The organism is Kitasatospora sp. NBC_01539 (assembly GCF_045040525.1).
GTDB lineage: Bacteria > Actinomycetota > Actinomycetes > Streptomycetales > Streptomycetaceae > Kitasatospora.
This window is the reverse complement of record NZ_CP109390.1, coordinates 6,470,528-6,495,227: the sequence shown is the minus strand read 5'-3', so window position 1 is coordinate 6,495,227 and position 24,700 is coordinate 6,470,528. Positions and strand designations below refer to the sequence as shown.

Here is a 24,700-nt window from a genome sequence, read left to right as displayed (position 1 = left end):
GGGGTGGGACGGGTGCCTCCACCGGGAGGACGCCGCCGGGACGGCCCGCTCCGTAGCGTCCCGGCCATGCCCGAATCGACCTCCCTCCTCCGCCGCGCCGGCTGGGTGACGATCACCCTGCTCGCCACCCTGATCGCGCTGCTCTCCGCGCGGTACCTGACGCTCGACCCGGAGACGTTCCTGCCGGAGCAGCGGGCGACGTACCTGGCGCATCTCGCCCCGCTGACGCTGCACGTCGGCGGTGGCGTGGTGGCACTCGTCCTCGGCCCGTGGCAGTTCGTGCCACGGCTGCGGACCCGCCACCCGGCCGTGCACCGCCTCGTCGGCCGGGTGTACGTGCTCGGCGCGCTGGCGACGGGGGTGGGCGGTCTGCTGCTGGTGCCGACCGGACTGGCCGGGCCGATCGGCCCGATCGGCTTCGCCGCGCTCGCCGTCCTGCTGCTGGCCACGACCACGGCGGGGTTCGTGACGATCCGCCGGGGCGCGGTGGTGCGCCACCGGATCTGGATGATCCGCTCGTACGCACTGATCTTCACCGGGGTCACCTTCCGGCTGTGGCTGTCGGTGCTGTCCGGTGCCGGGCTGCCCTTCGACCAGGTCTACGGCAGCGGGGCGTGGACGTCGTGGCTGATCGACCTGCTGGTCGCGGAACGGCTGATCGCACGGATCAGGCCCCCTCGGGACGGCCGGGGCGCGGACCTCCCCGCCGTACCGGGGAGCGGGAGCCGGGGGCGCCGGACGACCACGCCCGCACCGGGAGACCGGGCAGGCGGCCCCGTATCGTGAGGACGTCGAGCCGGACCGTCCGGGGCCGGACGTGTCCAGGAGGTCGGACTGATGGCGGAGCCACGGGCGCGGCGGGCCGCACGGCCCCGCGAGGAGGTCTTCGCGACCGCCCGGGCGGCGATCGCCGAGCACGGCCTCGACAAGCTCACCATGGCCGCCCTCGGCCGCGAGCTCCGGATGAGCGCCGGCCATCTCCTCTACTACTTCGGCAGCAAGGACCAGCTGCTGCTGGAGACGCTCCGCTGGAGCGAGGAGCAGCTCGGCGAACGCCGCCGCGCGGCCCTCGCCCGCACGGACCTCACGGTGCGGCAGCGGCTCGCCGCGTACGCGGAGCTCTACCTCCCCGAAGGCCCCGGCGACCCGCGCTGGATCCTGTGGGTGGAGGTGTGGGGGCGTTCACCGGCCAGTGCCGAGATCCGCAAGGGCCAGTTGGAGATCGAGACTCCCTGGCAGACCGACCTCGTCGCCCTCGTCGAGGAGGGTGCCGCCGCGGGCGTGTTCCGGGTGCCCGCCGACACGGGCGACGGCCCGGCGACCGTGGCCGACCGGGCCCGGCAGATCCGCGCGCTGCTGGACGGCTTCGCCGTGCCGCTGGCGATCGGCCTGCCCGGCGCCGACCGGGCCGACGCCGCGGCGCAGGTCGCCTCCGCCGCGGCGGCCCTGCTCGGCTGACCCGCCGCGGCCCGCCCGGCCGGGGTCACCGGTCACTCCGCCCGCCGATCACTCCGTCCAGAGGGCGGCGGCCGTGCGGTCGTCGGCGTAGCCCTTCGCCCGCACCTGGACCTGGCGCAGGAAGTCCACCGTGCCCGGCGGGTGCGGGTGCGCCCAGTGACCGGACAGGAACCGCGCCACGGCCGGCTCGTCCGCGATCGGACCCGCCAGGCCGGGCGTGCAGAGCAGCAGGATGTCGCCCTGCGTCGCGGGGACCAGCCGGAAGCGGAACGGCTTCGGGGCCGTCACCGGCGACGCGGCCTCGGGCTGCGGCTCGCCGTCCGGCTGGTGCAGCAGACGCGCCGCGTACGCGTCGATCCAGTGGCCGGCCCGCAGCAGGTACAGGCCGCCGGGACCGGTGCCGAACGCCGCCCGGTGGCTCGCCTCCGGGTCCAGCGACACCAGCAGGCAGTGCAGCATCCCGGACTCCCCCTCGGCCGGGTCCGCCGTCTGCGGGCGCAGCGGCGCCGCCGCACCGGCGGTCAGCCGCTGCAGGCCGTAGCGCAGCCGGTCGCGGGCCCCGGCGCGGAGGTCGGCGGTCAGCTCGACCCGGTTGCGGCCGATCGTCGCCGCCAGCATGCGGGCCGCGTGCGCCGCCGCGGCGGCGCCCTCGACCGCGTCCCCGCCGCGTGCCGGGGAGGCGACCACGGCGAGCAGCAGTCCCTCCTCGCCCTCTCCGAACCTGGTCACCAGCAGGGCGTCCCTGCGCGGCTCGCCCCGGAAACGCGCCGAATCACCCCGGACGGACGCCGCCCGCAGTATCGCCGCCCCGTACTGCGCACCGTCCAGCACGGTGTCCGACGCGACGGCCCCCAGGTCGTCCGGCTCCGCGGCGGGCACCGTGGTCGGCTCCGGCCCGTACGTCGGCGGCCGCTCGCCCACGTGCGGCACGGGCGGCTCCAGCGGCTCCCGGCGGGTGGCCGGACGCGGCCGGCCGAACGGCGAGGCGGGTACGGGCGGGACGACCGGTGCGGGGGGCGTGGCGGGAGCGGGGGGCGTGGCGGGGGCCGGTGCGGCGGCAGGGATGGGGGCAGGGGCGGGGGCCGGTGCGGGGGGCGCCAGGGGCGGGGCGGCGGGTTCGGGCTTGCTCGGCACCACGGCCGGTGCCGGCTCCGGTAGCTGCTCCGGAGCGGGAGGAGGAACGGTCCCGGGTGCCGTGGCCCGGGTCCGGTCGTGCGGGGTGAGCGTGCGCAGCTTCAGCGTGGGTTCCGGCTCAAGATCCGGCTCCGGCTCCGGTGCGGCCTCGGCTTCGGCGCCCGGGTGGGGTGCGCCGAGCGTACGGAGGACGAGGGTCGGCGGCTCGGGAACGTCCACCGAACCGGGGTCGAAACCGGGGTCGAACCAGGGTGCGGGTGCGGGCGCGGTGGGTGGCCGGGGCGGGGCGGGCGGCGCAGGCACGGTGCCGGTGCCTGCGCCTGTGCCGGTGCCTGTGCGGGGGGCGATGACGCCCGCGGCGGTGTCGAACCAGTCGTCCACACTGGCCGGGCGGGGCGGCGTCGCGGCGGGCACCGGCTCCGCGTCCTCCTGCGGCGTCCCGTCGGGCGGGCCCGCGGCGGGCCGGGCCGCAGGAGCGTCCGGTACGGGCGGGGGCTCGGCGGTGCGCGGGTGGGCGATCAGTCCGGCTGCGGTGTCGAACCACTCGTCGACGCTGCCCTCCCCACCCGCGGGGCCGGGGGCGTCCGGGAGGGTCCCGGCGGGGCCCGCGTAGACGGAGTGCCACCAGCCGTCCTCCGGCCGATGGTGCGGCGGTACGTCCTGGTTGCTCACGTGGCGGCTCCTCGTGCCGTATCTGCCGTCTGCCGAGCTGACCGATGTGCCGGACTCGACGGTCATTCTCCCCAAGGAGAACGACGGTGTCCGGCATTCGGCGACACCGGGCACCCGTCGGGCGGGGCGCACCGGCGCGGGGCGGTGTGTTCAGGCCACCGGGCACCCGTCCGGGCGGCCCGCGCAGCCGTACGGGCCGGACAGGCCTGGCGGGAGAGCGCCGTCCGGCCGGGCCGGACGAGGTGCGCGGGGCCGCCCGGCGGACGGGGTCGGAGTGCCGGGAGGCCGTCCGGCCCTGGATCGGAGGACCATCAGGGGGACCATTTCACTCCTTCGGCTGATTAATATGTGCGCATGAGCGTGCCAGCATCCGCCACCGGCGAGCCGGGGCGGCCCGTCCGCAGGGGCAGCCGCCCGGTGGTGCTGCTGTGGGCGCTGCTGGTCGCCGGTCTGCTGACGGTGCTGCCCTGCGCGGGCGCCGCGAAGGCCGCGGGCCTGCCCACCCTGCACGCCGCTCCGGCCACCACCGCCGGCCCGCACGCGGCGGACGCCACCACGGCCTCCGCCGCCGCGCATCCGGACGGGTCGTGGGTGCACGGGACCGGCGAGCCGCCCGTCTGGTGTGCCGCCGACGACGGGCACCCGCTCCCCGGGAAGGGCTGCAGCAGCCACCCGTTCAACGGCCCGCAGGCACAGCTCCCGAACGCGCCGCCGCAGCCGGTGGCCGTCGCCCTCCCGCAGCTCGTGACGGTGCGGGCGCTGCCGCCCGCGCCGCCGGTCGACACGCCGGACGCCTCCGGCCCCGCGCCCGACCTCCACGTCCTGCAGGTCCACAGATCCTGAGCGGAACCCACCGCCGGACGTGACCGGGCGGACCGCACCAGGTCCGCACCCCGGCCGTGCCCGCGGCTCCGCCGCCCCCACCATCTCTCGCCCCACCGCCGTGCCCGAAAGGCACCGCGGGGACAAGGACATCACATGGGTTCCGCCTCGAAGCAGTCCAAGCAGACCTCCGGCAACCCCGGCAGCCGGCCGAGTCAGGCCGACCGGCAGTCCGACCGCAAGGCCCGGATCGCCGAGCTCCGGGCGGCCGAGCAGCGCCGTGACCGCCGCAACAAGATCGTCGCTTTCAGCGTCGCGGGCGTGCTGGTCGCCGGCATGATCGGCGCCGGCACCTGGATAGCCCTGGACGCCAAGCACGACCGCGACGCCAAGGCGAAGGCCGCCGCGGCCCCCATCGACGGCGTGCAGACCTTCGACAACCTCTCGCGCAACCACGTCGAGACCAAGGTCGACTACCCGCAGACCCCGCCGGTCGGCGGCGACCACAAGCCGGTCTGGCTCGACTGCATGGGCACCGTCTACGACAAGCCCGTCGAGAACGGCAACGCCGTGCACTCGCTGGAGCACGGCGCCGTCTGGGTCACGTACAACGCCAAGGCGTCCGCGGAGGACATCAAGACCCTGTCGGCCAAGGTGAAGGCCACGACCTACACCCTGATGAGCCCCTACCCGGACGAGAAGGGCACCATCACCCTCACCGCCTGGGGCACCCAGCTGACCGTGGACAGCGCCAGCGACCCGCGGGTCGAGAAGTTCTTCACCAAGTACGTGCAGGGCCCGCAGACCCAGGAACCGGGTGCCTCCTGCAGCACGGGTGCGATGTGACGGGCAGCACCGGCGCCACCGTGACCGGCCGTCCGGACGAGGAGTCCGGCGGCCCGGGCCGGCGGTCGCGGCGCATGCTCTGGTGGCCCGCGGCGCTCGCCGCCGTGGTGGCGCTCTGCCTCGGCGTGCCCGCGCTCGTCGCGAGCGGCACGTCGGCCAGTGGCTCCTCGACCTCCGCCACGCCGTCGACGGACTCGCCCGAGGCGGGCTTCGCCCGCGACATGGCCACCCACCACCAGCAGGCCATCGACATGTCGTTCATCGTCCGCGACCGCACCCAGGCCGCCGACGTGCGCAACCTCGCCTTCGACATCATCAACACCCAGGCGAACCAGCGCGGCATGATGATGGGCTGGCTCGACCAGTGGGGCCTCACCCAGAGCACCCCCACGGCCCCCATGGCGTGGATGGGCCACACGTACACCGCCCACGACGGCTCGCTGATGCCCGGGATGGCCACCAACACCGACCTCGCCGAGCTGCGCAAGCTCAACGGCACCCAGGCCGAGGTGCTCTACCTGCAGCTCATGATCGAGCACCACAAGGGCGGGCTCGCGATGGCCCAGGGCTACGTGGACGTGGCCCGGAACGACGTCGAGAAGCGGCTCGCCCAGAGCATGGTCAACGGGCAGCAGTCGGAGATCGACCTGATGACCTCGATGCTGGCGAAGCGCGGCGCCGCACCGAAGGGCTGAGACACCCGCAGGCGAAGGGCGGCCCGGACCCGAAGGTCCGGACCGCCCTTCGGGCTTTCCGCCCCTGCCGCCCCGGCTTCCCTGCCGTCGCTCACGCCCCTCCCGCCTCGGCGGGCAGGCCTCAACCGCGGCCCGGGACGGCGCAGAGCCGCACCGCCGCCACCGCCACGCCGGTGAGCAGCAGCAGGACGGCCCGGCCGCCCGTACCCGCCCCGGCCACGTGCACGCCGAGCACCGGAAGGGCCGTACCGAGCGCCGTACCGAGACTGCGCACCATGTTGACCATGCCGCCCGCCACCGCCGCGCTCTCCGCCGGAACGGCCCTCATCACCAGCGCGTTGTTGGCCGGCAGCAGCAGCCCCAGCCCGAAGCCCGCCACGGCCAGCGGCACCGGCGACAGCACCGCCGAAACCGGCAGCACGGCCAGCCCTGCCAGGCCCGCAGCGGCGACGAGCGCACCGACGCCCCCGCGCCGCCCGTCCGGCCACTCCCGGGGCAGCAGCGCGCCGCCCAGCGTCGCGGCAACCGCGAACGCCGCCGGGAGTGCGGTGATCACCAGGCCCGCCGTCGCCGCCGGCACACCGGCCGCGGCCAGCATGACGGGGCCCAGCACCAGCGGGCAGAAGAGCAGGAGATAGCCGGCCAGGGCCACCAGCAGGCCGGCCCGGATGTGCGGCGTGTTGACCAGACCGGGCGGGACGACCGGACGGTCGGCCCGCTGCTCCTGCCGCACCAGCGCCCGGCACAGCACCGCCGAGACGGCGAGCAGCGCCACGACCGCCCAGCCCGGCAGCGGCAGACCGGAGGCCGTGGAGAGCGCGAGGAGCAGCGCGGAGGAGGCCCCGGCCAGCAGCACCAGGCCCGCGAGGTCGAAGCGGGACTCCCCCGACGCCGTCCGCGACGCGGGCCGCGACCGGAACTCGGGGGTGGGCGCGGGCTCGGGTGCGGGCAGGGGCTGGAGTGCTGGCAGGGGCTCGGGGGTACGGGGGCGGGTGCGGCCGCCCTGGGCCGCGTCCGGGTGGCTGCGGGGCAGGAGCAGCAGGCCGGCCGCCAGGCCGACGACGGCGATCGGGACGTTGACCCAGAACGCCCACCGCCAGGACGCCTGGGTGACCAGGAGCCCGCCGACGGTCGGGCCGAGGGCCAGCCCGAGTGCCTGCGCGGCCGCCTGGACGCCGAGCGCCGTGCGCATCGCCGGCGCCGGGACTCCCCTGGCGACCAGGGCCACGCTGTTGGCCTGCATCATCGCGCCGCCCACCGCCTGGACCGCCCGGCAGACCACCAGCATCCAGAGGCCGGTGGCGAAGCCTGCGCCGAGCGAGGCGAGCCCGAACACGGCGAAGCCGCCCAGGTACACGGTCTTGCGCCCGACGGAGTCGGACAGCCGCCCGACCGGCGCCAGCAGTGCGACCAGGACCAGCAGATACGCGAGCGAGACCCATTCCACGGCGGCGAACCCGGCGTGGAAGTCGTCCTGCAGTGCGGGGAAGACGAGCACGGTGATGCTCGCGGTGAGCTGTCCGAGGAAGGCTCCGAGGCAGACCGTGGCGACGGTGAGCCAGTGGGCGTGCCGCCAGGCCGCGATGCGGCGGGGGCGGGGGCGCTCCGCGGCCAGCAGTACACCGTCGAGCAGGCGGGTGCGGCGGCTCCGGACGGGTCGTCTCCGGACGGGTCGGCTCCGAACGGGCTGGCGCGGGACGGGCTGGCGCGGGACGGGCGGATGCGACGGCGGCGGCATGGGAGGATAATAGCTCTGCTGCCGATATATTCGGCGACAGATCCTGTCCTCACACGAGCCAACCCGCTGCCGAGGCGGACAGCTCGGCCATCGAGCCGTTCACGTCGGCGGAGGAGCCACCTGCCTCGGCGACCGACATGAACCGCTCCGCCACCGAACCCGGCACCTCGACGTGGACGGCGGCTCCCTCCGACACCGGTCGGGGCGTACCCCGCCGGGCCGATCCCCCGGAGATCCACAGGCCGACGGACGTCCGGGGAGGAGCCGATACGCTGTCCGCCATGTCGGAGCCGTACCACCCCGCGCCGTCCGCACCGTCCGTGCCGCGCACGCCGCCCCTGCCGTCGTCCGTGGCCGAGTTCTCCGCGGTCGAGGAGGGCCTGGCCATCGAGCGGGCGCAGCTCCTCACCGACGTGATCACCAGGCTGCGCCGGGCCCTGCGGAGCAGCATCCGCACCGACTACCCCTGGGAGTCGCTGCCGATGGCGCAGGTCGAACTGCTGCAGACGCTCGCCGTGGCCCCCATGCGGGTCGGCGAGCTGGCGGCCCGCCAGCGGCTGGCCCCGAACACCGTCAGCGGGCTGGTCGGCAAGCTGCTGGAGGCCGGTTTCGTCGACCGCCAGGCCGACCCGGGCGACCGCCGTACGGCCCGGATCGCCCTGACCCCGGCCGGCAAGCGGCAGCTCCTCGACTGGCGCCGGGCCCACGAGCGGCGGCTGGCCGACGCGCTGGAGAGCCTCACGACCGCCGACCGCGACGCCGTCATGGGCGCGCTGCCCGGGCTGGAGCACCTGGCCCGGGCGCTGGCGGGCGGCACCCCGGACGACCGCCCCTCGCTCTGACTCCCGCTCCCGACGCGACACCGGCTCTCACCGGCCCGCCCCGCGCCGGTCCAGCGCCGGTCCCGCGCCCGCCCCGCGCCCGCCCAGTGCCCGTCCCGCGCCGACCGCCGCACCAGCACCCCCGGACGCCGTCAGAAGAGCGTGGCGCCCTGCTCCAGGTCCAGCAGCCACCGCTTGCGCTCCACACCGGCGGCGAAGCCGGTGAGTGCGCCGCTCGCGCCGATCACCCGGTGGCAGGGCCGGATCACGAGGAGCGGGTTGGCGCCGACGGCTCCTCCGACGGCGCGGACCGCGGAGGGCGGCAGCCCGGCGGCGTCGGCGAGCCCGCCGTAGGTGACGGTGCTGCCGTAGGGGATGTCGTCGAGCGCGGCCCACACCTTCTGGCGGAACTCGCTGCCGACCGGGGCGAGCGGCAGGTCGAACTCGGTGAGGTCGCCGGCGAAGTAGGCGGTGAGCTGCGCCACGGCCGGCGCCAGCGCCTCCTCGTCGGGCATCCAGTCGGCGGCAGGGGCCGCGGGGGCTCCGCGCTGGCCGGGTGCGGTGACGGCCGTCAGCGCGGCCGGGCCGGGGCCGTCCGCCTCGCCGGTGATCAGGAGCCGTCCGAGCGGGCTGGGCATGGTGGTGAACACCGTGGTCATGCGGTCGCCTCCGGAGAGTTCCTGCACGTCGCGCGGGGGCGGGTGGTCACGGACGACTCCACCGGCGGCCCGGCGGGCGGGGCCGCGGCGAGCCAGAGCCGGTGCACCGCGTACGAGCGCCAGGGCGCCCAGGCGCGGGCCGCCGTGTCGGCCGCGGCGGGGTCGCCGGGTCGGCCGAGCCGTTGGAGGCCGTGGCGGATCCCGGCGTCGCCGGGCAGGAAGACGTCCGGGTCGGCCAGGGCTCGCATGCGGAGGTAGCCGACCGTCCAGGGGCCGATGCCGGGCAGGGCGAGCAGCTCGGCGGCCGCCTGCTCGCGGTCGGCGCCCGGGTCGAGCCGGAGCGTGCCGTCGGCGAGCACGGCGCAGAGGCCGCGCAGGGCCCGGCGGCGGGCGTCCGGCATGGCGAGGTCGCCGTCCGCCGCGCCGGCGAGCGCCGCGGGGGTGGGGAAGAGCAGGTGGAGGCCGCCGCCGGGTGCGGGGAGGGCGGCCCCGTAGCGTTCGGCGAGGCGGCCGGCCAGGGTGCGGGCGGCGGCGACGGTGATCTGCTGGCCGAGGACGGCGCGGACGGCGAGTTCGTGCGGGTCGACGTGGCCGGGTGAGCGGACCCCGGGGCGGGCGAGGACGGCGGGGCCGAGGGCGCCGTCGCGGCCGAGCCGCTCGTCGACGGCGTCGGGGTCGGCGTCGAGGTCGAGCAGGGCGCGGAGCCGGTGGACGGCGGTGGTGAGGTCGCGCAGGTCGGTGAGGGCGAGGCGGCAGTCGAGCCAGCCGCGGGTGGGGGTGTCCGTGGTGGCGAGGCCGTCGACCTCGGCGACGGCGTGGCCGTACGGGAGCGCGAGGGTGCGGCGGTAGGTGCGGACGCCGGGACGGCCGCCGGGCACGACCTCCTCGACGCCGGGCACGGCGCGCAGCGCGAGGAAGTCCAGCAGGTGCGCGCTGTCGAGGGCGCCGCGGTAGGCGAGCCGCAGGGCGATCGTGCCGGGGGTGGCGGGCGGGACGGCCGTCCTGCGGCCGGTGGCGCCTTCGGCGCGCAGCCCGCTGGGGGTGCGGTCGTACACCTCGCGGACGGTGTCGTTGAACTGCCGGACGGAGGCGAAACCGGCCGCGAAGGCGATCTCGGTGACGGGCAGCGGGGTGGTCTGGAGCAGCAGCCGGGCGGTCTGGGCGCGCTGGGCGCGGGCCAGGGCGAGCGGACCGGCGCCGAGTTCGGCGGTGAGCTGGCGCTGGAGCTGGCGGGCGCTGTAGCCGAGGCGGTCGGCGAGGCCGGCGACGCCCTCGCGGTCGACGACGCCGTCTCCGATGAGGCGTACGGCGCGGCCGACGACGTCGGCGCGGTGGTTCCATTCGGGCGAGCCGGGTACGGAGTCGGGGCGGCAGCGGCGGCAGGCGCGGTAGCCTGCGCCCTGTGCGGCGGCGGCGCTCGGGTAGAAGGTGCAGTTGGACTGCTTCGGGGTCACCGCGGGACAGCTGGGCCGGCAGTAGATGCCGGTGGTTCGGACCGCTGTGAAGAACACCCCGTCGAAGCGGGCGTCGCGGCTGTCCACCGCCCGGTATCTGGTCTCGTCGTCGATCACGTCCTCCAGTGTGCGCCATCACCACCGGCCCGACTGGCGGGATTCGGACATTGCCGTGGACGGCCGGAGCGGGCAGGCCGGTACCGTGCGGCGTGCCCGCCGGGGTGCTCCCGGCCGGGGGCGGCCGTCCGGGTGCACGGAACGCTCCTTCCGGGCACCCGGCCTTCTGGGAGCGCTCTCATCCGCCTCCCGCACCCGTTAGGCTCTGAGACGAACAGTTCCGCGAGAGGAGCCCAGGTGTCGCAGCACCAGTCCACCGGCGCCGCGTCCTCCGACGCAGCCCCCGCGGCCGAGACGTCGCCCGGAGCCACGGCCCGTGCCGAGTCCGGCGGCAACCCGCCCAGACCCACCCTGGAGTCGGTCGCCGAGCTGGCCGGGGTCTCCCGCGCCACGGCGTCACGCGTGGTGAACGGCGGCGCCGGCGTCCGGGCCTCGCTGCGCGAGAAGGTGGAGCGGGCCGTCGAGGAGCTCGGCTACGTACCGAACCTCGCCGCCCGCACCCTGGTCACCCGGCGCAACCGGGCGGTCGCCGTGGTCGTCGCCGAACCGGAGAGCAGGCTGTTCTCCGACCCGTTCTTCGCCCAGCACCTGCGCGGCATCAGCCGCGAACTGTCCTCGGCGGACAACCAGATGGTGCTCCTGCTCATCGAGGACCAGGCCGACTACGAGCGGGTCGGCAGCTACCTCGCCGGCGGGCACGTCGACGGTGCCCTGCTCTTCTCGCTGCACCACAGCGACCCGCTGCCGGGGATGGCCCGCCGGGTCGGCCTGCCGTTCGTGATAGGCGGACGCCCCGGCTGGCCGGGCGCCGAGACCGACCGCGAACTCGTCTACGTCGACAGCGACAACCGCGGCGGGGCCCGGCTGGCCGTCCAGCACCTCCGGTCGATCGGCCGCACCCGGATCGCCACCGTCACCGGCCCGCTCGACCAGACCTCGTCGCTCGACCGGCTGGACGGCTACCGCGACCTGCTGCCCGACGGCGACGCCGACCTGATCGCCGAGGGCGACTTCACCGCCGACGGCGGAGGCCGGGCGATGGCCGAACTCCTCGCCCGCAGGCCCGACCTGGACGCCGTCTTCGCCGCCTCCGACGCCATGGCCTCGGGTGCCCTCCGGGTGCTCCGCGACGCCGGCCGCCGGGTGCCCGAGGACGTCGCCGTGGTCGGCTTCGACGACGTCGAGCAGATCGCCGCGTGGACGGAGCCGCCGCTCACCACCGTCCGGCAGGACATCGAGGAGATGGGCCGCCTGATGGCCCGCCTCCTGCTGCGCCGGCTCTCCGGCAGCGCCGAGGCACCGGCCCGGCCCGGCCCGACCTCCGTCATCACCCCGACCCGCCTGGTGGTCCGCGGCTCGGCCTGACCGAAGGCCGACCCGGGCCGTCGTCATCGGCCCTGGTCGGCCCGGGCAGACCCGGGCCGAACACCGACCGGCCGCGCTGCGCGCCCGTGGGGCCCCGCGCGCCCCTGCCCTCGCCCTGCGCGCCCCGGTGGAATTCGGGTGCCCGCCGCGCGCCCCGCGGCTACGTTGGCCGGATGGACGATGCCGCGTACGACCATTTGTCGAGAGCCGAGTTCGCCTTCCCCGGGCCGCTGCGTGACCAGCTGGTCGGGGCGATCCTGGACGGCTCGAAGACGAGCACCACGGGGCTGGCCGTCGAGTACGCGCTGCTCGGCGAGGAGCTGCCGCCGGTCGGGCGGCGGGAGGCGGTGGTCGACTCGGACGGCCGGGTGGTGGCGGTGATCGAGCTGACGGAGGTGCGGCTGTCGCCGCTCGGCGGGGTCGACCTCGACCACGCCCGCGACGAGGGCGAGGGGTACACGACGGTGGCCGCCTGGCGGGTCGGGCACGAGCGGTTCTGGCACGGCGCGGAGGTGCGGGAGGAGCTGGGCGACCCGGATTTCACCGTGGACGACACCACCGAGCTGGTGCTGCTGCGCTTCCGGCTGGTGGAACGGGTCGGGCCGGCCGTCACGTCGTGACGGCCGGCCCGGTGGTGGTGCGGGTGGATCAGTCGAACGGGATGCGCAGCACCGAGGCGCCGCCCTGGGCCTGGGTGGCGCCGACCCGCAGCTGCGCGGAGGCGTTGCCGATGGCGGACCAGACCTCGATGCGGACGGTGCCGCCGCGGAGGTTGCCGAGCGTGCCGGTGGCCGAGTTCAGGACGCCGGTGGAGCCCGCGTAGCGCTCCCAGCCGACGACCGGGTCGGTGGCGAAGTACCGGTAGGTCTCGACGCGGTCGAAGGTGCCGTCGCCGGTCAGGTCGTAGGAGACCCGGGCCTGCTGGCCGAGGCCGACGGAGGCGCCCGCGTCGATGTAGAGGTCGAACGCGGTGGTGCCGCCCGCCCGCAGGGTGCCGGTGAGGTTGCGGATCTCGTACGTCTTGGCCTGGTACGGGGTGCCGTCGTGGTTGGTGCCGCCCGCGGAGGGCAGCGTGTCGGTCGCGGCGGCGGTGCCGTACGCGGTGGCGAGGGCGCCGCCGGACTGCAGGTAGAGGGTGTTGCCGGTGGTCGCCGGGGTGCTGGTGGTGGGCGACGGGGACGGCGTCGGCGAGGGCGACGGGGACCCGGTGGGCGAGGGCGACGGCGAGGGCGAGGGGTTGGTGCCTCCGGTGCCGCCGTCCTGGCGGGTGCCGCGCTCGCTCGCGGTGGAGCGGGCGGGCACGGTCAGGGTGTAGCCGTCCGTGAAGTGCACGGTGCGGGCGGCGGTGGTGTAGTTGTGCGCCACGTGGGTGCGGGTGCCGCCGTTGGTGAAGACGGCCGCGGTCGGGGTGTCGGCGGTGGTGGCCGGGTCGAGGGTGCCGAGGGTGGCGAGGTCGTAGATCCAGTGGTACGTGTGGGCCTTCGACTCGCCCTCCTCCTGGGTGTAGCCGGCGTTCCCGGCGTCCCAGTCGGCCTTGGCGGCCGCCGGGTCGTAGAGCGCCTCGGTCTCCCAGAGGATGTCCCGCCAGTCGGTGAAGGCGCCGCCGTTGCCGGCCCTGAGCTCGGCGATGTTGGCCCGCAGGTCGTCCTGGCGGCGGCCGAGGTAGAGCGAACCGCCGTTGACGGGCAGGAAGTTGATGCCGTGGATCATGCCGGGCGCGGCCGTCCACCAGGTGGAGTACGCGGCGCCGCTGCCCCAGACCATACCGACGGTGGAGTGTCCGAAGGAGGCGGGGAAGACGGCGTGGTCGGCGTCGAACCAGTACTGCTGCACCGCGTTGGCCTCGGTGGTGTAGAGGTAGACGCCGAGGTCGCGCAGCGCGGTGTCGCCGGTGGCGGCGCCGTAGAGGATGAGGCCGGAGCTGAAGTTGAGGCCCTCGGAGGAGGACTCCTGGTTGTTGCCCGCGGCGAAGCCGGCGTGGCCGGAGGCCCAGCCGTGGCCGGCGTACGGGTCGAAGTTGCGCAGCACCGGGAAGCGGCTGTCGGTGCGGTCGGCGTTGGCGCCGTCCTTGGCGAGCAGCTTGACCATGCCGCCCCAGGCGGAGTCGGCGGCCCAGGCGGCGTCGTAGCGGGCCACGGTGGCGGCGGCCTGGATGTAGTAGCCGTAGTGGAAGTGGTGGTCGTTGAGCTCGGCGTCGGTGCCGTACGAGGCGGGGTAGCCGATCAGGGTCTTCCACACGGAGTCGTACGCGAAGACGGTGGAGCCGGTGCCGGCGAACCAGGTCTGCAGCTTGCCCTTGATGAGGCCGAGCAGCTTGTCGCGGGTGGCGGTGTCGCCCAGCTGGTCGGCGACGGGCACGAGCTGGGCGAGCCGGCCGAGGGCCTTGCCGGTCCAGTACGTGTCGGAGGCACCCTGCCAGGGGTCGGTGGCGTTGGCCTCGGCGCGCACGAGGTTGCCGAGGGCCGTGCGGTCGTAGGAGCCGACGTCGGGCAGTGAGGGCAGCACGCCGGAGACGGCCTGCGTGGTGGTGAACCCGGTGCCCTGGCGGACCTTCATCAGGCCGCGCGGGGAGGTGTAGGTGAGGGCGGTGAGCGGGTCCGCGGTGGCCTGCCACTGGTGGCGGTAGAGGGCCAGCAGGGTGCCCGTCTGGGTGCCCTCCTGCGGGGTGGTGGTGGCGGTGTACGTCGTCGACAGGGTGCCGGCGGCCTCCTGGTGGCTCCAGGAGACCTTGGTGTCGGTGACGAAGCTGTACGCGTACGTGCGGTACTGGGCGAGGTCGGCGGGCGAGGGGAGCACGGCGACGGAGTAGTAGTCCTTCGCGCCGAGGGCCGCGGTGAGGGTGGTGCCGCTGACCGTCCAGTCGGTGCCGGTGGGGGCGAAGAGGCCGTAGTGGTGGCCGCCGACGGTGATGCCGAGCACGTTGCCCTGGTCGGAGAAGACGGTCGGGGTGCCGGCGGTGGTGACCTGGGCGGCACCGCCGGTGGCGTGCGCGTAGACGTACGGGAGGCCGTGGCCGATGGTGGCGCTGAAGGTGCGGGAGCTGTCGGCCCAGTAGGGGGTGACCGTCCAGTCGGACCAGCCGTCGACCTTGGTGTCCGGGGAGTTGAGGCCGGCGACGCCGACGGTGAGGTCGCGGGTGTGGGTGAAGTCGTACTGGCGCCCGTCGGGGGTGACGGTCGGCGTGGTGGGGTAGCCGACCTCAAGGCCGCTCGCGGCGGCCTTGAAGGTGAACGGGTGGGCGTACAGGTTCTCGGAGTACGGGTTGCCCGCGTAGCGCTGGTAGATCAGCGAGGACCACCAGTCGTTGGTGGGCGCGGCCTTCCCGGCCATCCTGGCGGTCACCTTGGGGGTGACGGGTGCGCCGTCGGAGTTGGTGGGGCCGACGGTGCCGGCGGGGCGGCTGTCGCTGTAGCCGCCGAGGCCGACGGGGACGGTCGCGGCGGCCGCGGTGCCGACGGTGACCGTGGCGGTCAGGGCCGCGGCCGCCGCCACGGCGAGCGCGGTGACGGCTGCGGCGGGGCCGCGGAGGAGTCTGGGCTTCATCGGTTCCCTCGGGTGGGGGTGGGAGTGCGACGACAGGGGGCGGCGAGGGTGCGAGGCGCGGCGGACCGTGAGGGTTGAAAGCGCTCTCAGAAATTGGACGCTAGGGCCGCTCCCGACGGAGTGTCAACGACCTGAACAGAATCTCCGGGCCTTCCCCGCGCAGAGAGCATCCGATCTGCTGCCGCAGATTACGGTCAGGTTTCAACCCCTTGACGTGGTCGTGGGCGCACCGGCACGCTCCTTTCAGCACTGAGAGCGCTCTCAAGAGCGCTCTCAGATGGCAGGACCGAACACGCACCGCTGCAGACCGCACCACCCCACCCACGCCATTCCCGTCCGGTCAGGAGACACCCATGCGCCCGTTCAGAGCCCGACGCCCGGCCGCCCTCGGCACCGCCGCCCTCGCGGCGGCCCTGCTGCTCACCGCCTGCGGCTCCGGCGGCACCGCCTCGAAGGACGCCGCCGACGGCAAGGTCACTCTGACGATCGACCTCTTCGGCACCTTCGGGTTCAAGGAGACCGGCCTCTACGACGAGTACACCAAGACCCACCCGAACATCACGATCAAGCAGTCGGACACCCAGGACGAGTCCCAGTACTGGCAGGCCCTGCAGACCAAGCTCGCGGGCGGCGGCGGTCTCGCCGACATCCAGGGCCTGGAGGTCGGCCGGGTGGCGAGTGTCGTGCAGCGGCAGGCCGACAAGTTCACCGACCTCACCTCCCTCGGCCTCGGCGGCGTCAACGACGAACTGGTGCCGTGGAAGGGCGCGGCGATCAAGACCGCCGACGGCAAGGTGCTCGGCGCGGGCACCGACATCGGCCCGGAGGCGATCTGCTACCGCACCGACCTCTTCAAGGCCGCCGGGCTGCCGACCGACCGCACCGAGCTCGCCGCGAAGTGGTCGACCTGGCAGGGCTACCTGGAGGTCGGCAAGCAGTACGCCGCCAAGGCGCAGGCGGGCAACGCGTGGACGGACAGCGCGGCGGGCATGTTCACCGCCGAGGTCGGCCAGCAGGAGGTCCGGTTCTCCGACGCGAGCGGCAAGGCCGTGTACGACAGCAGCCCGGCCGTGAAGACCGCCTGGGCGGACGCCACGAAGCTCGTCGCCGACGGGCTCTCCGCGAAGCTTCCGCAGTGGACGCCGGAGTGGAACAAGGCGTTCTCCACCGGCAAGTTCGCCACGCTCAGCTGCCCGGCCTGGATGATCGGCTACATCAAGGGCCAGGCCGGCGACGCGTTCGCGGGCAAGTGGGACATCGCCTCGGGCCCCGGCAAGACCGGCAACTGGGGCGGCTCCTACCTGGCGATCCCGAAGACCGCGAAGCACCCGAAGGAGGCCGCCGAGCTGATCAAGTGGCTGAACGCCAAGGAGCAGCAGGTGAAGCTCTTCACCAAGCAGGGCTCGTTCCCCTCCAGCACCGGTGCGCAGGCCGAGATCAAGACGGTCACCGACCCGTACTTCAACAACGCGCCGATCGGCCAGATCTTCGCGGAGTCCGCGGCGGCGATGCCGGCGCAGGTGCTGGGCACCGACGACGGCGTGGTGACCAAGGCCTTCAGTGACGCGCTGGGCGAGGTGGAGCGCACGAACACCGCGCCGACCACCGCCTGGCAGCACGCTCTGGACAACGTCAAGAAGGCCAACGGCAGCTGACGTCCCCCCGGCCCCCGGCCCGTCCGGGCCGGGGGCCCCGTCGAAGGACCATCTCCATGGCCATCTCCTCCTCCGCGCGCCTGCCGGCCGCCGCCCCGGCGAAGGTCCGCCCGCGGCTCGGCGGGCGCCTCGCCCCGTACGGCTTCGTCGCGCCGTTCTTCGCCCTGTTCGCCGCCTTCGGGCTGTTCCCGCTGCTGTACACGGCCTACGTGTCGCTGCACCGCGTGGAGTTGCAGACCTCGGACCACATGGACTGGCTGGGTCTGCAGAACTACACCCGGCTCTTCGAGGACCCGTTCTTCTGGAACGCGCTGCGCAACACCTTCACCATCGGCGTGCTGTCGACCGTGCCGCAACTGCTGATGGCGCTGGGCCTGGCGCACCTGTTGAACTACAGACTGCGCGGCCGCACGTTCTTCCGGGTCGCGATGCTGATGCCGTACGCGACGTCGGTGGCCGCGGCCACGCTGGTGTTCGCACAGCTCTTCGGGCGCGACTACGGCCTGATCAACTGGGCGCTCAGCTCGGTGGGGCTGAACCCGGTCGACTGGCAGGCCAATACGTGGGCCTCGCAGTTCGGCGTCTCGGCGGTCGTGACCTGGCGCTGGACGGGTTACAACGCGCTGATCTACCTGGCTGGCATGCAGGCCATCGCCGGCGAGCTGTACGAGTCGGCGGCAATGGACGGCGCGTCGCGCTGGCAGCAGTTCCGCCACGTGACGGTGCCCGGGCTGCGGCCGACCATCATCTTCACCGTGGTGGTGTCCACGATCGGCGCCACCCAGCTCTTCGGCGAGCCGCTGCTGTACGAGGGCAACGCGGGCGGCGGCATCTCGCACCAGTACCAGACCCTGGGGCTGTACATGTACGAGCAGGGCTGGACGTTCTTCCACCTGGGCCGCGCCGCGGCCGTGGCGTGGGTGATGTTCCTGCTGATCGTGGTGCTCGCCCTGATCAACGCGGCGATCGCCGCCCGGCGCAACCGTACGGACCGGTGATCGGCATGGCGACGACGATGGGTACGAGGCTCCGCAACCGCTCACCACTGGAGGGCGGCCCGGTCGCGTACGTGGTGCTGGGCGTGGCGACGCTGCTGTTCGTCTTCCCGTTCTACTGGACGCTGGTGGCGGCGAGCCGCACCAACTCGGAGCTGAGCGCGGCCACTCCGTCGCTCACCCCGGGGCCGAACCTGTTCCACAACATCGGCGAGGCGCTCCAGCAGGCCGCGATCGGCACGGCCCTGTGGAACTCGCTGATCGTGTCGGCGGCGGTGACGGCGGGCGTGGTGCTCTCGTCCACGCTGGCCGGGTTCGCCTTCGCCAAGCTGCGGTTCCGCGGCCGCGGGCTGCTGCTGGCGGTGACCGTCGGCACGATGATGATCCCGCCGCAGCTGGGTGTGATCCCGCTGTTCATGGTGATCGTGAAGATGGACCTGCAGAACAAGCTGCCCGCGGTGATCCTGCCCGCGCTGGTGTCGGCGTTCGGCGTGTTCTTCATGCGGCAGTTCCTCATCCAGGCGCTGCCGGACGAACTGATCGAGGCCGGCCGGGTCGACGGGGCCTCCGCACTGCGGATCTTCTGGTCGATCGTGCTGCCGGTGGCCCGGCCCGGCATGGCCGTGCTCGGCATGCTGACCTTCATGGCCACGTGGAACGACTTCTTCTGGCCGATCGTCGCCCTGAGCTCGCAGAACCCGACCGTGCAGGTGGCCCTGAAGTCGCTCGGCCAGGGCTACGTGCCCGACCAGTCGATCGTCATGGCCGGCACGCTCGTCGGCACGCTGCCCGTGCTCCTGGTGTTCGGCCTGCTCGGCCGGCAGATCGTCGGCGGCATCATGCAGGGCGCCGTCAAGGGCTGACCCGCCCACCTCCACCCACCCCTTCCGGAAGGCGACATGTCCGTCGAAGCCCTCCCCTCCCCCGTCCTCGCCGGCTCCCCGGCCGCCTTCCCGGCCGGCTTCGTCTGGGGCGCGGCCACCGCCGCCTACCAGATCGAGGGCGCCGTCGCCGAAGGCGGCCGCACCCCGTCGATCTGGGACACCTTCAGCCGGATACCCGGCAAGGTCGACAACGGCGACACCGGCGACACCGCCCTCGAGCACTACCACCGCTACCGCGAGGACGTCGCCCTGATGGCCTCGCTGGGCCTCGGCGCGTACCGGTTCTCGCTCGCCTGGCCGCGGATCGTTCCGGGCGGCCGCGGGCCCGTCAACGAGATCGGCCTCGACTTCTACGACCGGCTCGTCGACGAGCTCCTCGCCGCCGGCGTGGACCCCGTCGCGACGCTCTACCACTGGGACCTGCCGCAGCAGCTGGAGGACGAGGGCGGCTGGACGAACCGTGCGACGGCGGAGCGCTTCGCCGAGTACGCGGCCGTCGCCGCCGCCCGGCTCGGCGACCGCGTCTCCCTGTGGACGACGCTGAACGAGCCGTGGTGCAGCGCCTTCCTCGGCTACGGCAACGGCATCCACGCGCCGGGCCGCACCAGCCCGGTCGAGGCCCTGACGGCCCACCACCACCTCCTGCTCGCCCACGGGCTGGGCACGGCGGCGCTGCGGTCGGAACTGCCCTCGGACGCCCAGGTGGCGCTCACGCTCAACCTGGCCGCCGTCCGGACGCTGACCGACGACCCGGCGGACGCGGAGGCGGCCCGGCGGATCGACGGCCTCGCCAACCGGATCTTCCTCGACCCGGTCTTCCACGGCCGCTACCCCGCGGACGTGCTCGCCGACACGGCACACGTCACCGACTGGTCGTTCGTCCGTGACGGCGACCTCGCGGAGATCTCCCGGCCGATCGACGCGCTCGGCATCAACTACTACACGCCGACGGTGGTGGCGGCCGACGACCCGGACAACCCGGCGGTGCGGCAGGACGGCCACGCCGGGGACATCTCCCCGTGGCCCGCCGACCGCGGCGTGCGCTTCCTGCCCGCCGAGGGCGGCCGCACGGCGATGGGCTGGCCGGTCGACGCCGACGGCCTGTACGAGCTGCTGATCCGGCTGCGCGACGACCTGCCGGGCGTCCCGCTGATGGTCACCGAGAACGGCGCCGCGTACGACGACCACCCCGACGAGAACGGCGAGGTGCACGACCCGGAGCGGATCGCCTACCTGCACGGGCACCTCGACGCGGTGCGGCGGGCGATCGCCGACGGCACGCCGGTCAACGGCTACTTCGTGTGGTCGCTGCTCGACAACTTCGAGTGGGCGTTCGGCTACGGCAAGCGCTTCGGCATCGTGCGCGTCGACTTCGAGGACCAGCGCCGCATCCCGAAGGACAGCGCCCGCTGGTACGCCGAGGTGATGCGCACCGGCCGCCTGCCGGAGGAGGCCGGGCACTGACACCCGCCGGTGCGGTCGGCGGCCGGTGCGACCGGGTTACCGCACCGGCCGGGCCGCCGTACCGGCGGGGCACGTCGTACCGGCGGGTGACCGCTCCGGCCGGTGCGCGGAACACCGTACGGCTGCGCGGGGGGCGTGGGGGCTCCCCGTGCAGCCGTACGGGTGTGTGCGGAGCTGGCCGGCCGGGGCCGGGACGGCCCGCGCCGGGGGGCGCGGGCCGCCGCCGGCCGGCCGCGGGGTCAGCGGCGGACCGGGTCGTGGCGGGTGGGGTTGTTCGCCCCGCGCATCGACTTGGTGATGGTCTTCCACTTCTTGAGCCGCTCGGCGGCCACCCGGGCGTCGCTGCGCGAGGCGATCCACTCGTTCTCGCGCTGCAGCTTGAGGTAGCTCTCCATCCGGCGCTGCGGCAGGGTGCCGTCCTCCAGGGCGGCGGCCACGGCGCAGCCGGGTTCGGAGCGGTGGCTGCAGTCGTCGAAGCGGCAGGCCCCGGCGAGGGCGGCGATGTCGGCGAAGGCCATGTCGACGCCCTCGCCGCCGTAGAGTCCGACCTCGCGCAGGCCGGGGGTGTCGATGACGACGCCGCCGTCCGGGAGCGGGATCAGCTCGCGGGTGGTGGTGGTGTGGCGGCCCTTCTCGTCGACCGAGCGGGTCTCCTGGACGGCCATCGCGCGGTGTCCGGCGAGGGCGTTGGTGAGGGTGGACTTGCCGGCGCCGGACTGCCCGACGAGGGCGGTGGCGCCGTGCAGGCAGGCCCGCAGGACGTCGATGCCCTCGCCGGTCTCGGCGCTGACGACGAGCACGGTCACGCCGGGGGCGATCTTCTCGACGTCGGCGCGGATGAACTCGCCGTCGTCGACGAGGTCGCCCTTGGTGAGGACGACCAGCGGTTCGGCGCCGCTCTCCCAGGCGAGGGCGAGGAAGCGTTCGATCCGGCCGAGGTCGGGGTCGGCGGCGAGCGAGACGGCGATCATGACGGTGTCGACGTTGGCGGCGAGCACCTGGCCGTCGGACCGGCCGCCCGCGGTCTTGCGGACGACGGCGGTGCCGCGCGACAGCAGGGCCGTCACGGTGGGCAGGGGCTGCGCCGCGAGGTCGACGGCCGCCCAGTCCCCGGTGCAGGGGCACTTGACGGGGTCGGGGTCGCCGACGGGCCGGGTGTCGGCCCGGACGGTGCGGAGCCCGCCGGTCTCCTCGTCGGCGACGAGGAGGTCGCAGCGGCCCCGGTCGACCCGGGAGATCCGGGCGGGGGTGAGCCCCGCCTCGGCGAAGTAGGTGAACTCGGCAGCCCGGTCCTCGTCCCAGCCGTAGGCGGAGAGCGGGTGGGCGGCGGAGGTGTGGTTCACGATGGGGTGACCCTTCGGGAAGGGTGGCCCCCGGCACGGCGCCGTGTCGGCGCGCGTCGGTCGGTGTGTGTCAGCCGGTGGCCACGGGAGTGGGAACGAACGACTTCCGGACGCGGGCAGCGCCCATCGCAACGACAGTCATCACGGTCCTCACCTCCCGGCTCGCCGGCCTTCACGGCCGCGCGGCATGTCTGCGGGACGCCCTCGGTACGGGCTCCCGAACGCGGCCCACCGTAGCCGAGGCACGTCGGCGTGCGCACGTGGTTTTCCGCGCTGTTCGCGGCGGAGGTGGTGCGCGGGTGGTTCTCCGCGCGGTGCACCCGAGGTTCTCCGCGCGGTGCGCGGGTGTGGTGCGCGGGTGTGGTGCTGCCGGCCCCGGGGCGCGTGTGACGGCGGTGTCCCGGGGCCGGCAGGTTCGGGGGGTGGTCAGCCCGCGTTCAGGCAGGCGTTGCCGAAGGCGGGGTTGAGGATGCTGACGACGCCGATGCTGTTGCCGCAGACGTTCACGGGGACGTGCACCGGCACCTGGATCACGTTGCCGGACAGCACGCCGGGCGAACCGACCGCGGCGCCCTCGGCCCCGGCGCTCGCACCGGCGGTGCCGGCGGCGAGGAGGACGGCGGCGACGGCGCCGACGAGGGCGAGGGGGGTACGGACGGACATCATGGGCACTCCTGGAACCGAGGAACGGATGGTCTGTCAGGTGCCGTGCGGTGCGCGGAACCCGACATCTAGGTTTTCGGTGCGTCGGGGCCGAAGGTTGGGCGCCTGGCGCATGATCCACCCGATCGGAGCAGTGGGCGGCGGCCGGGTGTCGCTGCCGCGTTCGATGCCGTGGTGAGCTGCGGGTTCCGCGGTCCGGGTCAACCGCGCTGTGGGCGCACGGTTTTGACGGGCCCTTGACACCTCCTATTGGTCTAGTCCATCTTGCTGATGCACGCGGCCTGCGCGGTCTTCCGCCCGCACCCCCATCAGGCCGTACCCCCACCCCCACACGGAGGTCCTGTGCGTACTCGCAAGCGCCTGACGGCGGCGCTCGGCGCCGTCGCCCTGGGAGCGGCCTGGGCCGTCGCCCTGCCCGGCACGGCCCAGGCGGCCAACCTGCTGACCAACCCCGGCTTCGAGACCGGCGCACCGACCGGCTGGTCGTGTTCCGGCGGACTGGGCTCGGTGGTCTCCAGCCCCGTCCACGGCGGCACCCGGGCGCTCTCCGGTGCGGCGAGCGCGAGCGACACCGCGCAGTGCACCCAGACCGTCGCGGTGCAGCCCAACACCGCCTACACGCTCTCCGGCTGGGTCCGGGGCTCGTACGTCTACCTCGGGGTGACGGGCGGCGCGTCCACCTGGACCCCGTCGGCGAGCGGCTGGTCGCAGCTGAGCGTCTCCTTCACGACCGGCGCGGGCCAGACCAGCGCGGAGATCTTCCTGCACGGCTGGTACGGGCAGGGCACCTACTACGCCGACGACATCGCCCTGGACGGCCCGGGCGGCGGCGGGGGCGGCGACACCCAGGCGCCCACCGCCCCCGGCGGCCTGGCCTCGACCGGCACGACCTCGTCCTCGGTCTCGCTGGCGTGGAACGCCTCGACCGACAACGTCGGCGTCACCGGCTACGACGTCTACAGCGGCGGCGGCGTGGTGGCGAGCGCGACGGGCACCTCGGCGACCGTCTCCGGCCTCGCGGCGAGCACCGCCTACACCTTCACCGTGAAGGCGCGGGACGCCGCGGGCAACGCCTCGGCGGCCTCCTCCGCGGTGTCCGTCACGACCGGTGCGGGCAGCGGCGGCGGCACCGGCTTCAAGCAGGCCGCGCCCTACCTCTACCTCGGCTGGGGCGAGCCGCCGAGCGCGACCGCGGTGATGAGCGCGACCGGCACCAAGTGGTTCACCATGGCGTTCGTCCTCTCCTCGGGCGGCTGCAACCCGGCCTGGGACGGGCAGCGGGCGCTGACCGGCGGCGTCGACCAGTCGACGATCAACGCGATCCGGGCCGCGGGCGGTGACGTCGTCCCGTCGATCGGCGGCTGGAGCGGCAACAAGCTCGGCCCGAACTGCGCCACCGCCGAGGCGCTCGCCGGCGCCTACCAGAAGGTGATCAGCGCGTACGGGCTGAAGGCGATCGACGTCGACATCGAGAACACCGACGAGTTCGAGAACACCGTCGTGCAGGACCGCGTCCTCGGCGCGCTGAAGATCGTCAAGCAGAACAACCCCGGCCTGCGGACGATCCTGACCTTCGGCACCTCGACCACCGGCCCGACGTCCTACGGCAACCGGCTGATCGAGCAGTCGAAGGCGCTCGGCGCGGACGTCGACGTCTTCACGATCATGCCGTTCGACTTCGGCGGCGGCGCCGACATGTACGGCAGCACCGTGAACGCCGCGAACGGGCTCAAGGACAAGCTGAAGTCGGTCTTCGGCTGGGACGACGCCACCGCCTACGCCCACGTCGGCATCTCCGGCATGAACGGCCTCAGCGACCAGCAGGAGACCACCACGCCGGCGACCTGGACGAGCATCCGCGACTGGTCGAACAGCCACCACATCGCCCGGCTGGCGTTCTGGTCGGTCAACCGCGACCGGCCGTGCGTCGGCGGCGGGGTCGCCGAGAACTGCTCGGGCATCAGCCAGAGCGCGTGGCAGTTCACCTCGATCACGGCCGGCTTCACCGGCTGAGCCCGGGCCCGCACGGGCCGCACGCACCGGAACGGCGCCGTCCCCGCCCTCGCAGCGGGGGCGGCGCCGTCATGTCCGCGCGGCGGGTGCCTGCCCACCAGGCACCCGCCGCGCCCGGCCTGCACGGGGCTGCGCGGCGCAGCCGACGACTGCGCGCCCCCGTGGGCGGGCATGCCGGGTCCGGGCCGTCCCGAGCAGCCCCGGGAAGGGGGTGCGCGTGCGGCCCGGGGGCGTGCCCCCGCCCGAATTGTTAACGCTAACAAGCCTGCCGTCAATCCGCCTGCGCGAGACTTCCATATCTATGCCGCCGCGAGACCCAACGGTGATCCGGGGCCCCTTGACGCCTGTTCTGTGAGCGT

21 protein-coding genes are annotated in these 24,700 nt (G+C 74.3%); 13 read left to right on the top strand and 8 right to left on the bottom strand.

Going from position 1 to position 24,700, the window contains the following annotated elements; all coding sequences use genetic code 11:
• Positions 1-66 precede the first annotated feature (66 nt).
• Positions 67-786, top strand: coding sequence for a DUF2306 domain-containing protein (locus tag OG335_RS28150; RefSeq protein ID WP_405013925.1), 720 nt, complete (start codon positions 67-69; stop codon positions 784-786).
• A gap of 51 nt (positions 787-837) precedes the next feature.
• A complete protein-coding gene (locus OG335_RS28145) occupies positions 838-1,458 on the top strand; it encodes a TetR/AcrR family transcriptional regulator (RefSeq protein WP_405013924.1) in 621 nt (206 codons plus the stop codon).
• A gap of 48 nt (positions 1,459-1,506) precedes the next feature.
• Here the strand turns inward: OG335_RS28145 and OG335_RS28140 are convergent, their stop codons facing one another.
• Positions 1,507-3,264 (bottom strand): hypothetical protein, encoded by a 1,758-nt coding sequence (locus tag OG335_RS28140; protein WP_405013923.1) that lies wholly within the window; start codon positions 3,262-3,264, stop codon positions 1,507-1,509.
• A gap of 354 nt (positions 3,265-3,618) precedes the next feature.
• Here OG335_RS28140 and OG335_RS28135 point away from each other — a divergent pair, with 354 nt between their 5' ends.
• The 3 genes from OG335_RS28135 (at position 3,619) to OG335_RS28125 (ending at position 5,627) form a co-directional block, all read left to right on the top strand.
• Positions 3,619-4,107, top strand: a complete 489-nt coding sequence (locus OG335_RS28135) for a hypothetical protein (RefSeq protein ID WP_405013922.1) — start codon at positions 3,619-3,621, stop codon at positions 4,105-4,107.
• A gap of 135 nt (positions 4,108-4,242) precedes the next feature.
• Positions 4,243-4,932 carry a DUF3105 domain-containing protein gene (locus OG335_RS28130; RefSeq protein ID WP_405013921.1) on the top strand — a complete coding sequence of 230 codons (690 nt, stop codon included), beginning with the start codon at positions 4,243-4,245 and terminating at the stop codon, positions 4,930-4,932.
• On the top strand, positions 4,929-5,627 hold the full coding sequence (locus OG335_RS28125) for a DUF305 domain-containing protein (RefSeq protein ID WP_405013920.1): 699 nt from the start codon (positions 4,929-4,931) through the stop codon (positions 5,625-5,627). The genes OG335_RS28130 and OG335_RS28125 overlap by 4 nt, the downstream gene beginning before the upstream one ends.
• 121 nt (positions 5,628-5,748) lie before the next feature.
• Here OG335_RS28125 and OG335_RS28120 read toward each other — a convergent pair whose 3' ends face one another.
• Positions 5,749-7,365, bottom strand: a complete 1,617-nt coding sequence (locus tag OG335_RS28120; protein WP_405013919.1) for an MFS transporter — start codon at positions 7,363-7,365, stop codon at positions 5,749-5,751.
• Positions 7,366-7,414: 49 nt separating this feature from the next.
• Entirely contained in the window at positions 7,415-7,561 is a 147-nt protein-coding gene (locus tag OG335_RS28115) for a hypothetical protein (RefSeq protein ID WP_405013918.1), read from the bottom strand.
• Positions 7,562-7,646: 85 nt separating this feature from the next.
• Between OG335_RS28115 and OG335_RS28110 the strand changes: the two genes are divergently transcribed.
• Positions 7,647-8,207, top strand: a complete 561-nt coding sequence (locus OG335_RS28110) for a MarR family winged helix-turn-helix transcriptional regulator (protein ID WP_405013917.1) — start codon at positions 7,647-7,649, stop codon at positions 8,205-8,207.
• Between the two features lie 131 nt (positions 8,208-8,338).
• Here OG335_RS28110 and OG335_RS28105 read toward each other — a convergent pair whose 3' ends face one another.
• Both OG335_RS28105 and OG335_RS28100 read right to left on the bottom strand, forming a co-directional pair.
• Positions 8,339-8,845, bottom strand: coding sequence for a methylated-DNA--[protein]-cysteine S-methyltransferase (locus OG335_RS28105; protein ID WP_405013916.1), 507 nt, complete (start codon positions 8,843-8,845; stop codon positions 8,339-8,341).
• Complete coding sequence (locus OG335_RS28100) at positions 8,842-10,416, bottom strand: AlkA N-terminal domain-containing protein (RefSeq protein WP_405013915.1); 1,575 nt, start codon at positions 10,414-10,416, stop codon at positions 8,842-8,844. Before OG335_RS28100 ends, OG335_RS28105 begins: the two co-directional genes overlap by 4 nt.
• Before the next feature lie 351 nt (positions 10,417-10,767).
• On the opposite strand from OG335_RS28100, the gene OG335_RS28095 reads away from it, so the two are divergent.
• Positions 10,768-11,781 carry a LacI family DNA-binding transcriptional regulator gene (locus tag OG335_RS28095; RefSeq protein WP_405015553.1) on the top strand — a complete coding sequence of 338 codons (1,014 nt, stop codon included), beginning with the start codon at positions 10,768-10,770 and terminating at the stop codon, positions 11,779-11,781.
• A gap of 173 nt (positions 11,782-11,954) precedes the next feature.
• The gene (locus OG335_RS28090) at positions 11,955-12,401 is read left to right on the top strand and encodes an ASCH domain-containing protein (RefSeq protein ID WP_405013914.1); all 447 of its coding nucleotides are present in this window, start codon (positions 11,955-11,957) and stop codon (positions 12,399-12,401) included.
• Positions 12,402-12,429: 28 nt separating this feature from the next.
• Here the strand turns inward: OG335_RS28090 and OG335_RS28085 are convergent, their stop codons facing one another.
• Positions 12,430-15,324 carry a glycosyl hydrolase gene (locus tag OG335_RS28085; protein ID WP_405013913.1) on the bottom strand — a complete coding sequence of 965 codons (2,895 nt, stop codon included), beginning with the start codon at positions 15,322-15,324 and terminating at the stop codon, positions 12,430-12,432.
• A 353-nt stretch (positions 15,325-15,677) separates the two neighbouring features.
• Between OG335_RS28085 and OG335_RS28080 the strand changes: the two genes are divergently transcribed.
• From OG335_RS28080 to OG335_RS28065, 4 genes are read left to right on the top strand one after another with little or no spacing between them, the layout of a single operon-like run.
• Positions 15,678-16,979, top strand: coding sequence for an ABC transporter substrate-binding protein (locus tag OG335_RS28080; RefSeq protein WP_405013912.1), 1,302 nt, complete (start codon positions 15,678-15,680; stop codon positions 16,977-16,979).
• 56 nt (positions 16,980-17,035) lie between these two features.
• A complete protein-coding gene (locus OG335_RS28075) occupies positions 17,036-17,977 on the top strand; it encodes a carbohydrate ABC transporter permease (protein WP_405013911.1) in 942 nt (313 codons plus the stop codon).
• Positions 17,978-17,994: 17 nt separating this feature from the next.
• A complete protein-coding gene (locus OG335_RS28070; protein ID WP_405015552.1) occupies positions 17,995-18,837 on the top strand; it encodes a carbohydrate ABC transporter permease in 843 nt (280 codons plus the stop codon).
• Positions 18,838-18,873: 36 nt separating this feature from the next.
• Positions 18,874-20,322 (top strand): GH1 family beta-glucosidase, encoded by a 1,449-nt coding sequence (locus tag OG335_RS28065; protein ID WP_405013910.1) that lies wholly within the window; start codon positions 18,874-18,876, stop codon positions 20,320-20,322.
• A gap of 239 nt (positions 20,323-20,561) precedes the next feature.
• On the opposite strand, the gene rsgA is transcribed toward OG335_RS28065, so the two are convergent.
• A complete protein-coding gene (gene rsgA, locus OG335_RS28060) occupies positions 20,562-21,668 on the bottom strand; it encodes a ribosome small subunit-dependent GTPase A (RefSeq protein ID WP_405015551.1) in 1,107 nt (368 codons plus the stop codon).
• Between the two features lie 423 nt (positions 21,669-22,091).
• The gene (locus tag OG335_RS28055; RefSeq protein WP_405013909.1) at positions 22,092-22,328 is read right to left on the bottom strand and encodes a chaplin; all 237 of its coding nucleotides are present in this window, start codon (positions 22,326-22,328) and stop codon (positions 22,092-22,094) included.
• A gap of 342 nt (positions 22,329-22,670) precedes the next feature.
• On the opposite strand from OG335_RS28055, the gene OG335_RS28050 reads away from it, so the two are divergent.
• Positions 22,671-24,341 carry a carbohydrate binding domain-containing protein gene (locus OG335_RS28050; RefSeq protein ID WP_405013908.1) on the top strand — a complete coding sequence of 557 codons (1,671 nt, stop codon included), beginning with the start codon at positions 22,671-22,673 and terminating at the stop codon, positions 24,339-24,341.
• The last annotated feature ends 359 nt before the right edge of the window (positions 24,342-24,700 follow it).

Coding starts and splice junctions, on each gene's coding strand:
- OG335_RS28150 (WP_405013925.1), top strand. CDS start 67: ATGCCCGAATCGACCTCCCTCCTCCGCCGCGCCGGCTGGGTGACGATC.
- OG335_RS28145 (WP_405013924.1), top strand. CDS start 838: ATGGCGGAGCCACGGGCGCGGCGGGCCGCACGGCCCCGCGAGGAGGTC.
- OG335_RS28135 (WP_405013922.1), top strand. CDS start 3,619: ATGAGCGTGCCAGCATCCGCCACCGGCGAGCCGGGGCGGCCCGTCCGC.
- OG335_RS28130 (WP_405013921.1), top strand. CDS start 4,243: ATGGGTTCCGCCTCGAAGCAGTCCAAGCAGACCTCCGGCAACCCCGGC.
- OG335_RS28120 (WP_405013919.1), bottom strand. CDS start 7,365: ATGCCGCCGCCGTCGCATCCGCCCGTCCCGCGCCAGCCCGTCCCGCGC.
- OG335_RS28110 (WP_405013917.1), top strand. CDS start 7,647: ATGTCGGAGCCGTACCACCCCGCGCCGTCCGCACCGTCCGTGCCGCGC.
- OG335_RS28105 (WP_405013916.1), bottom strand. CDS start 8,845: ATGACCACGGTGTTCACCACCATGCCCAGCCCGCTCGGACGGCTCCTG.
- OG335_RS28090 (WP_405013914.1), top strand. CDS start 11,955: ATGGACGATGCCGCGTACGACCATTTGTCGAGAGCCGAGTTCGCCTTC.
- OG335_RS28085 (WP_405013913.1), bottom strand. CDS start 15,324: ATGAAGCCCAGACTCCTCCGCGGCCCCGCCGCAGCCGTCACCGCGCTC.
- OG335_RS28080 (WP_405013912.1), top strand. CDS start 15,678: ATGCGCCCGTTCAGAGCCCGACGCCCGGCCGCCCTCGGCACCGCCGCC.
- OG335_RS28075 (WP_405013911.1), top strand. CDS start 17,036: ATGGCCATCTCCTCCTCCGCGCGCCTGCCGGCCGCCGCCCCGGCGAAG.
- OG335_RS28070 (WP_405015552.1), top strand. CDS start 17,995: ATGGGTACGAGGCTCCGCAACCGCTCACCACTGGAGGGCGGCCCGGTC.
- OG335_RS28065 (WP_405013910.1), top strand. CDS start 18,874: ATGTCCGTCGAAGCCCTCCCCTCCCCCGTCCTCGCCGGCTCCCCGGCC.
- OG335_RS28055 (WP_405013909.1), bottom strand. CDS start 22,328: ATGTCCGTCCGTACCCCCCTCGCCCTCGTCGGCGCCGTCGCCGCCGTC.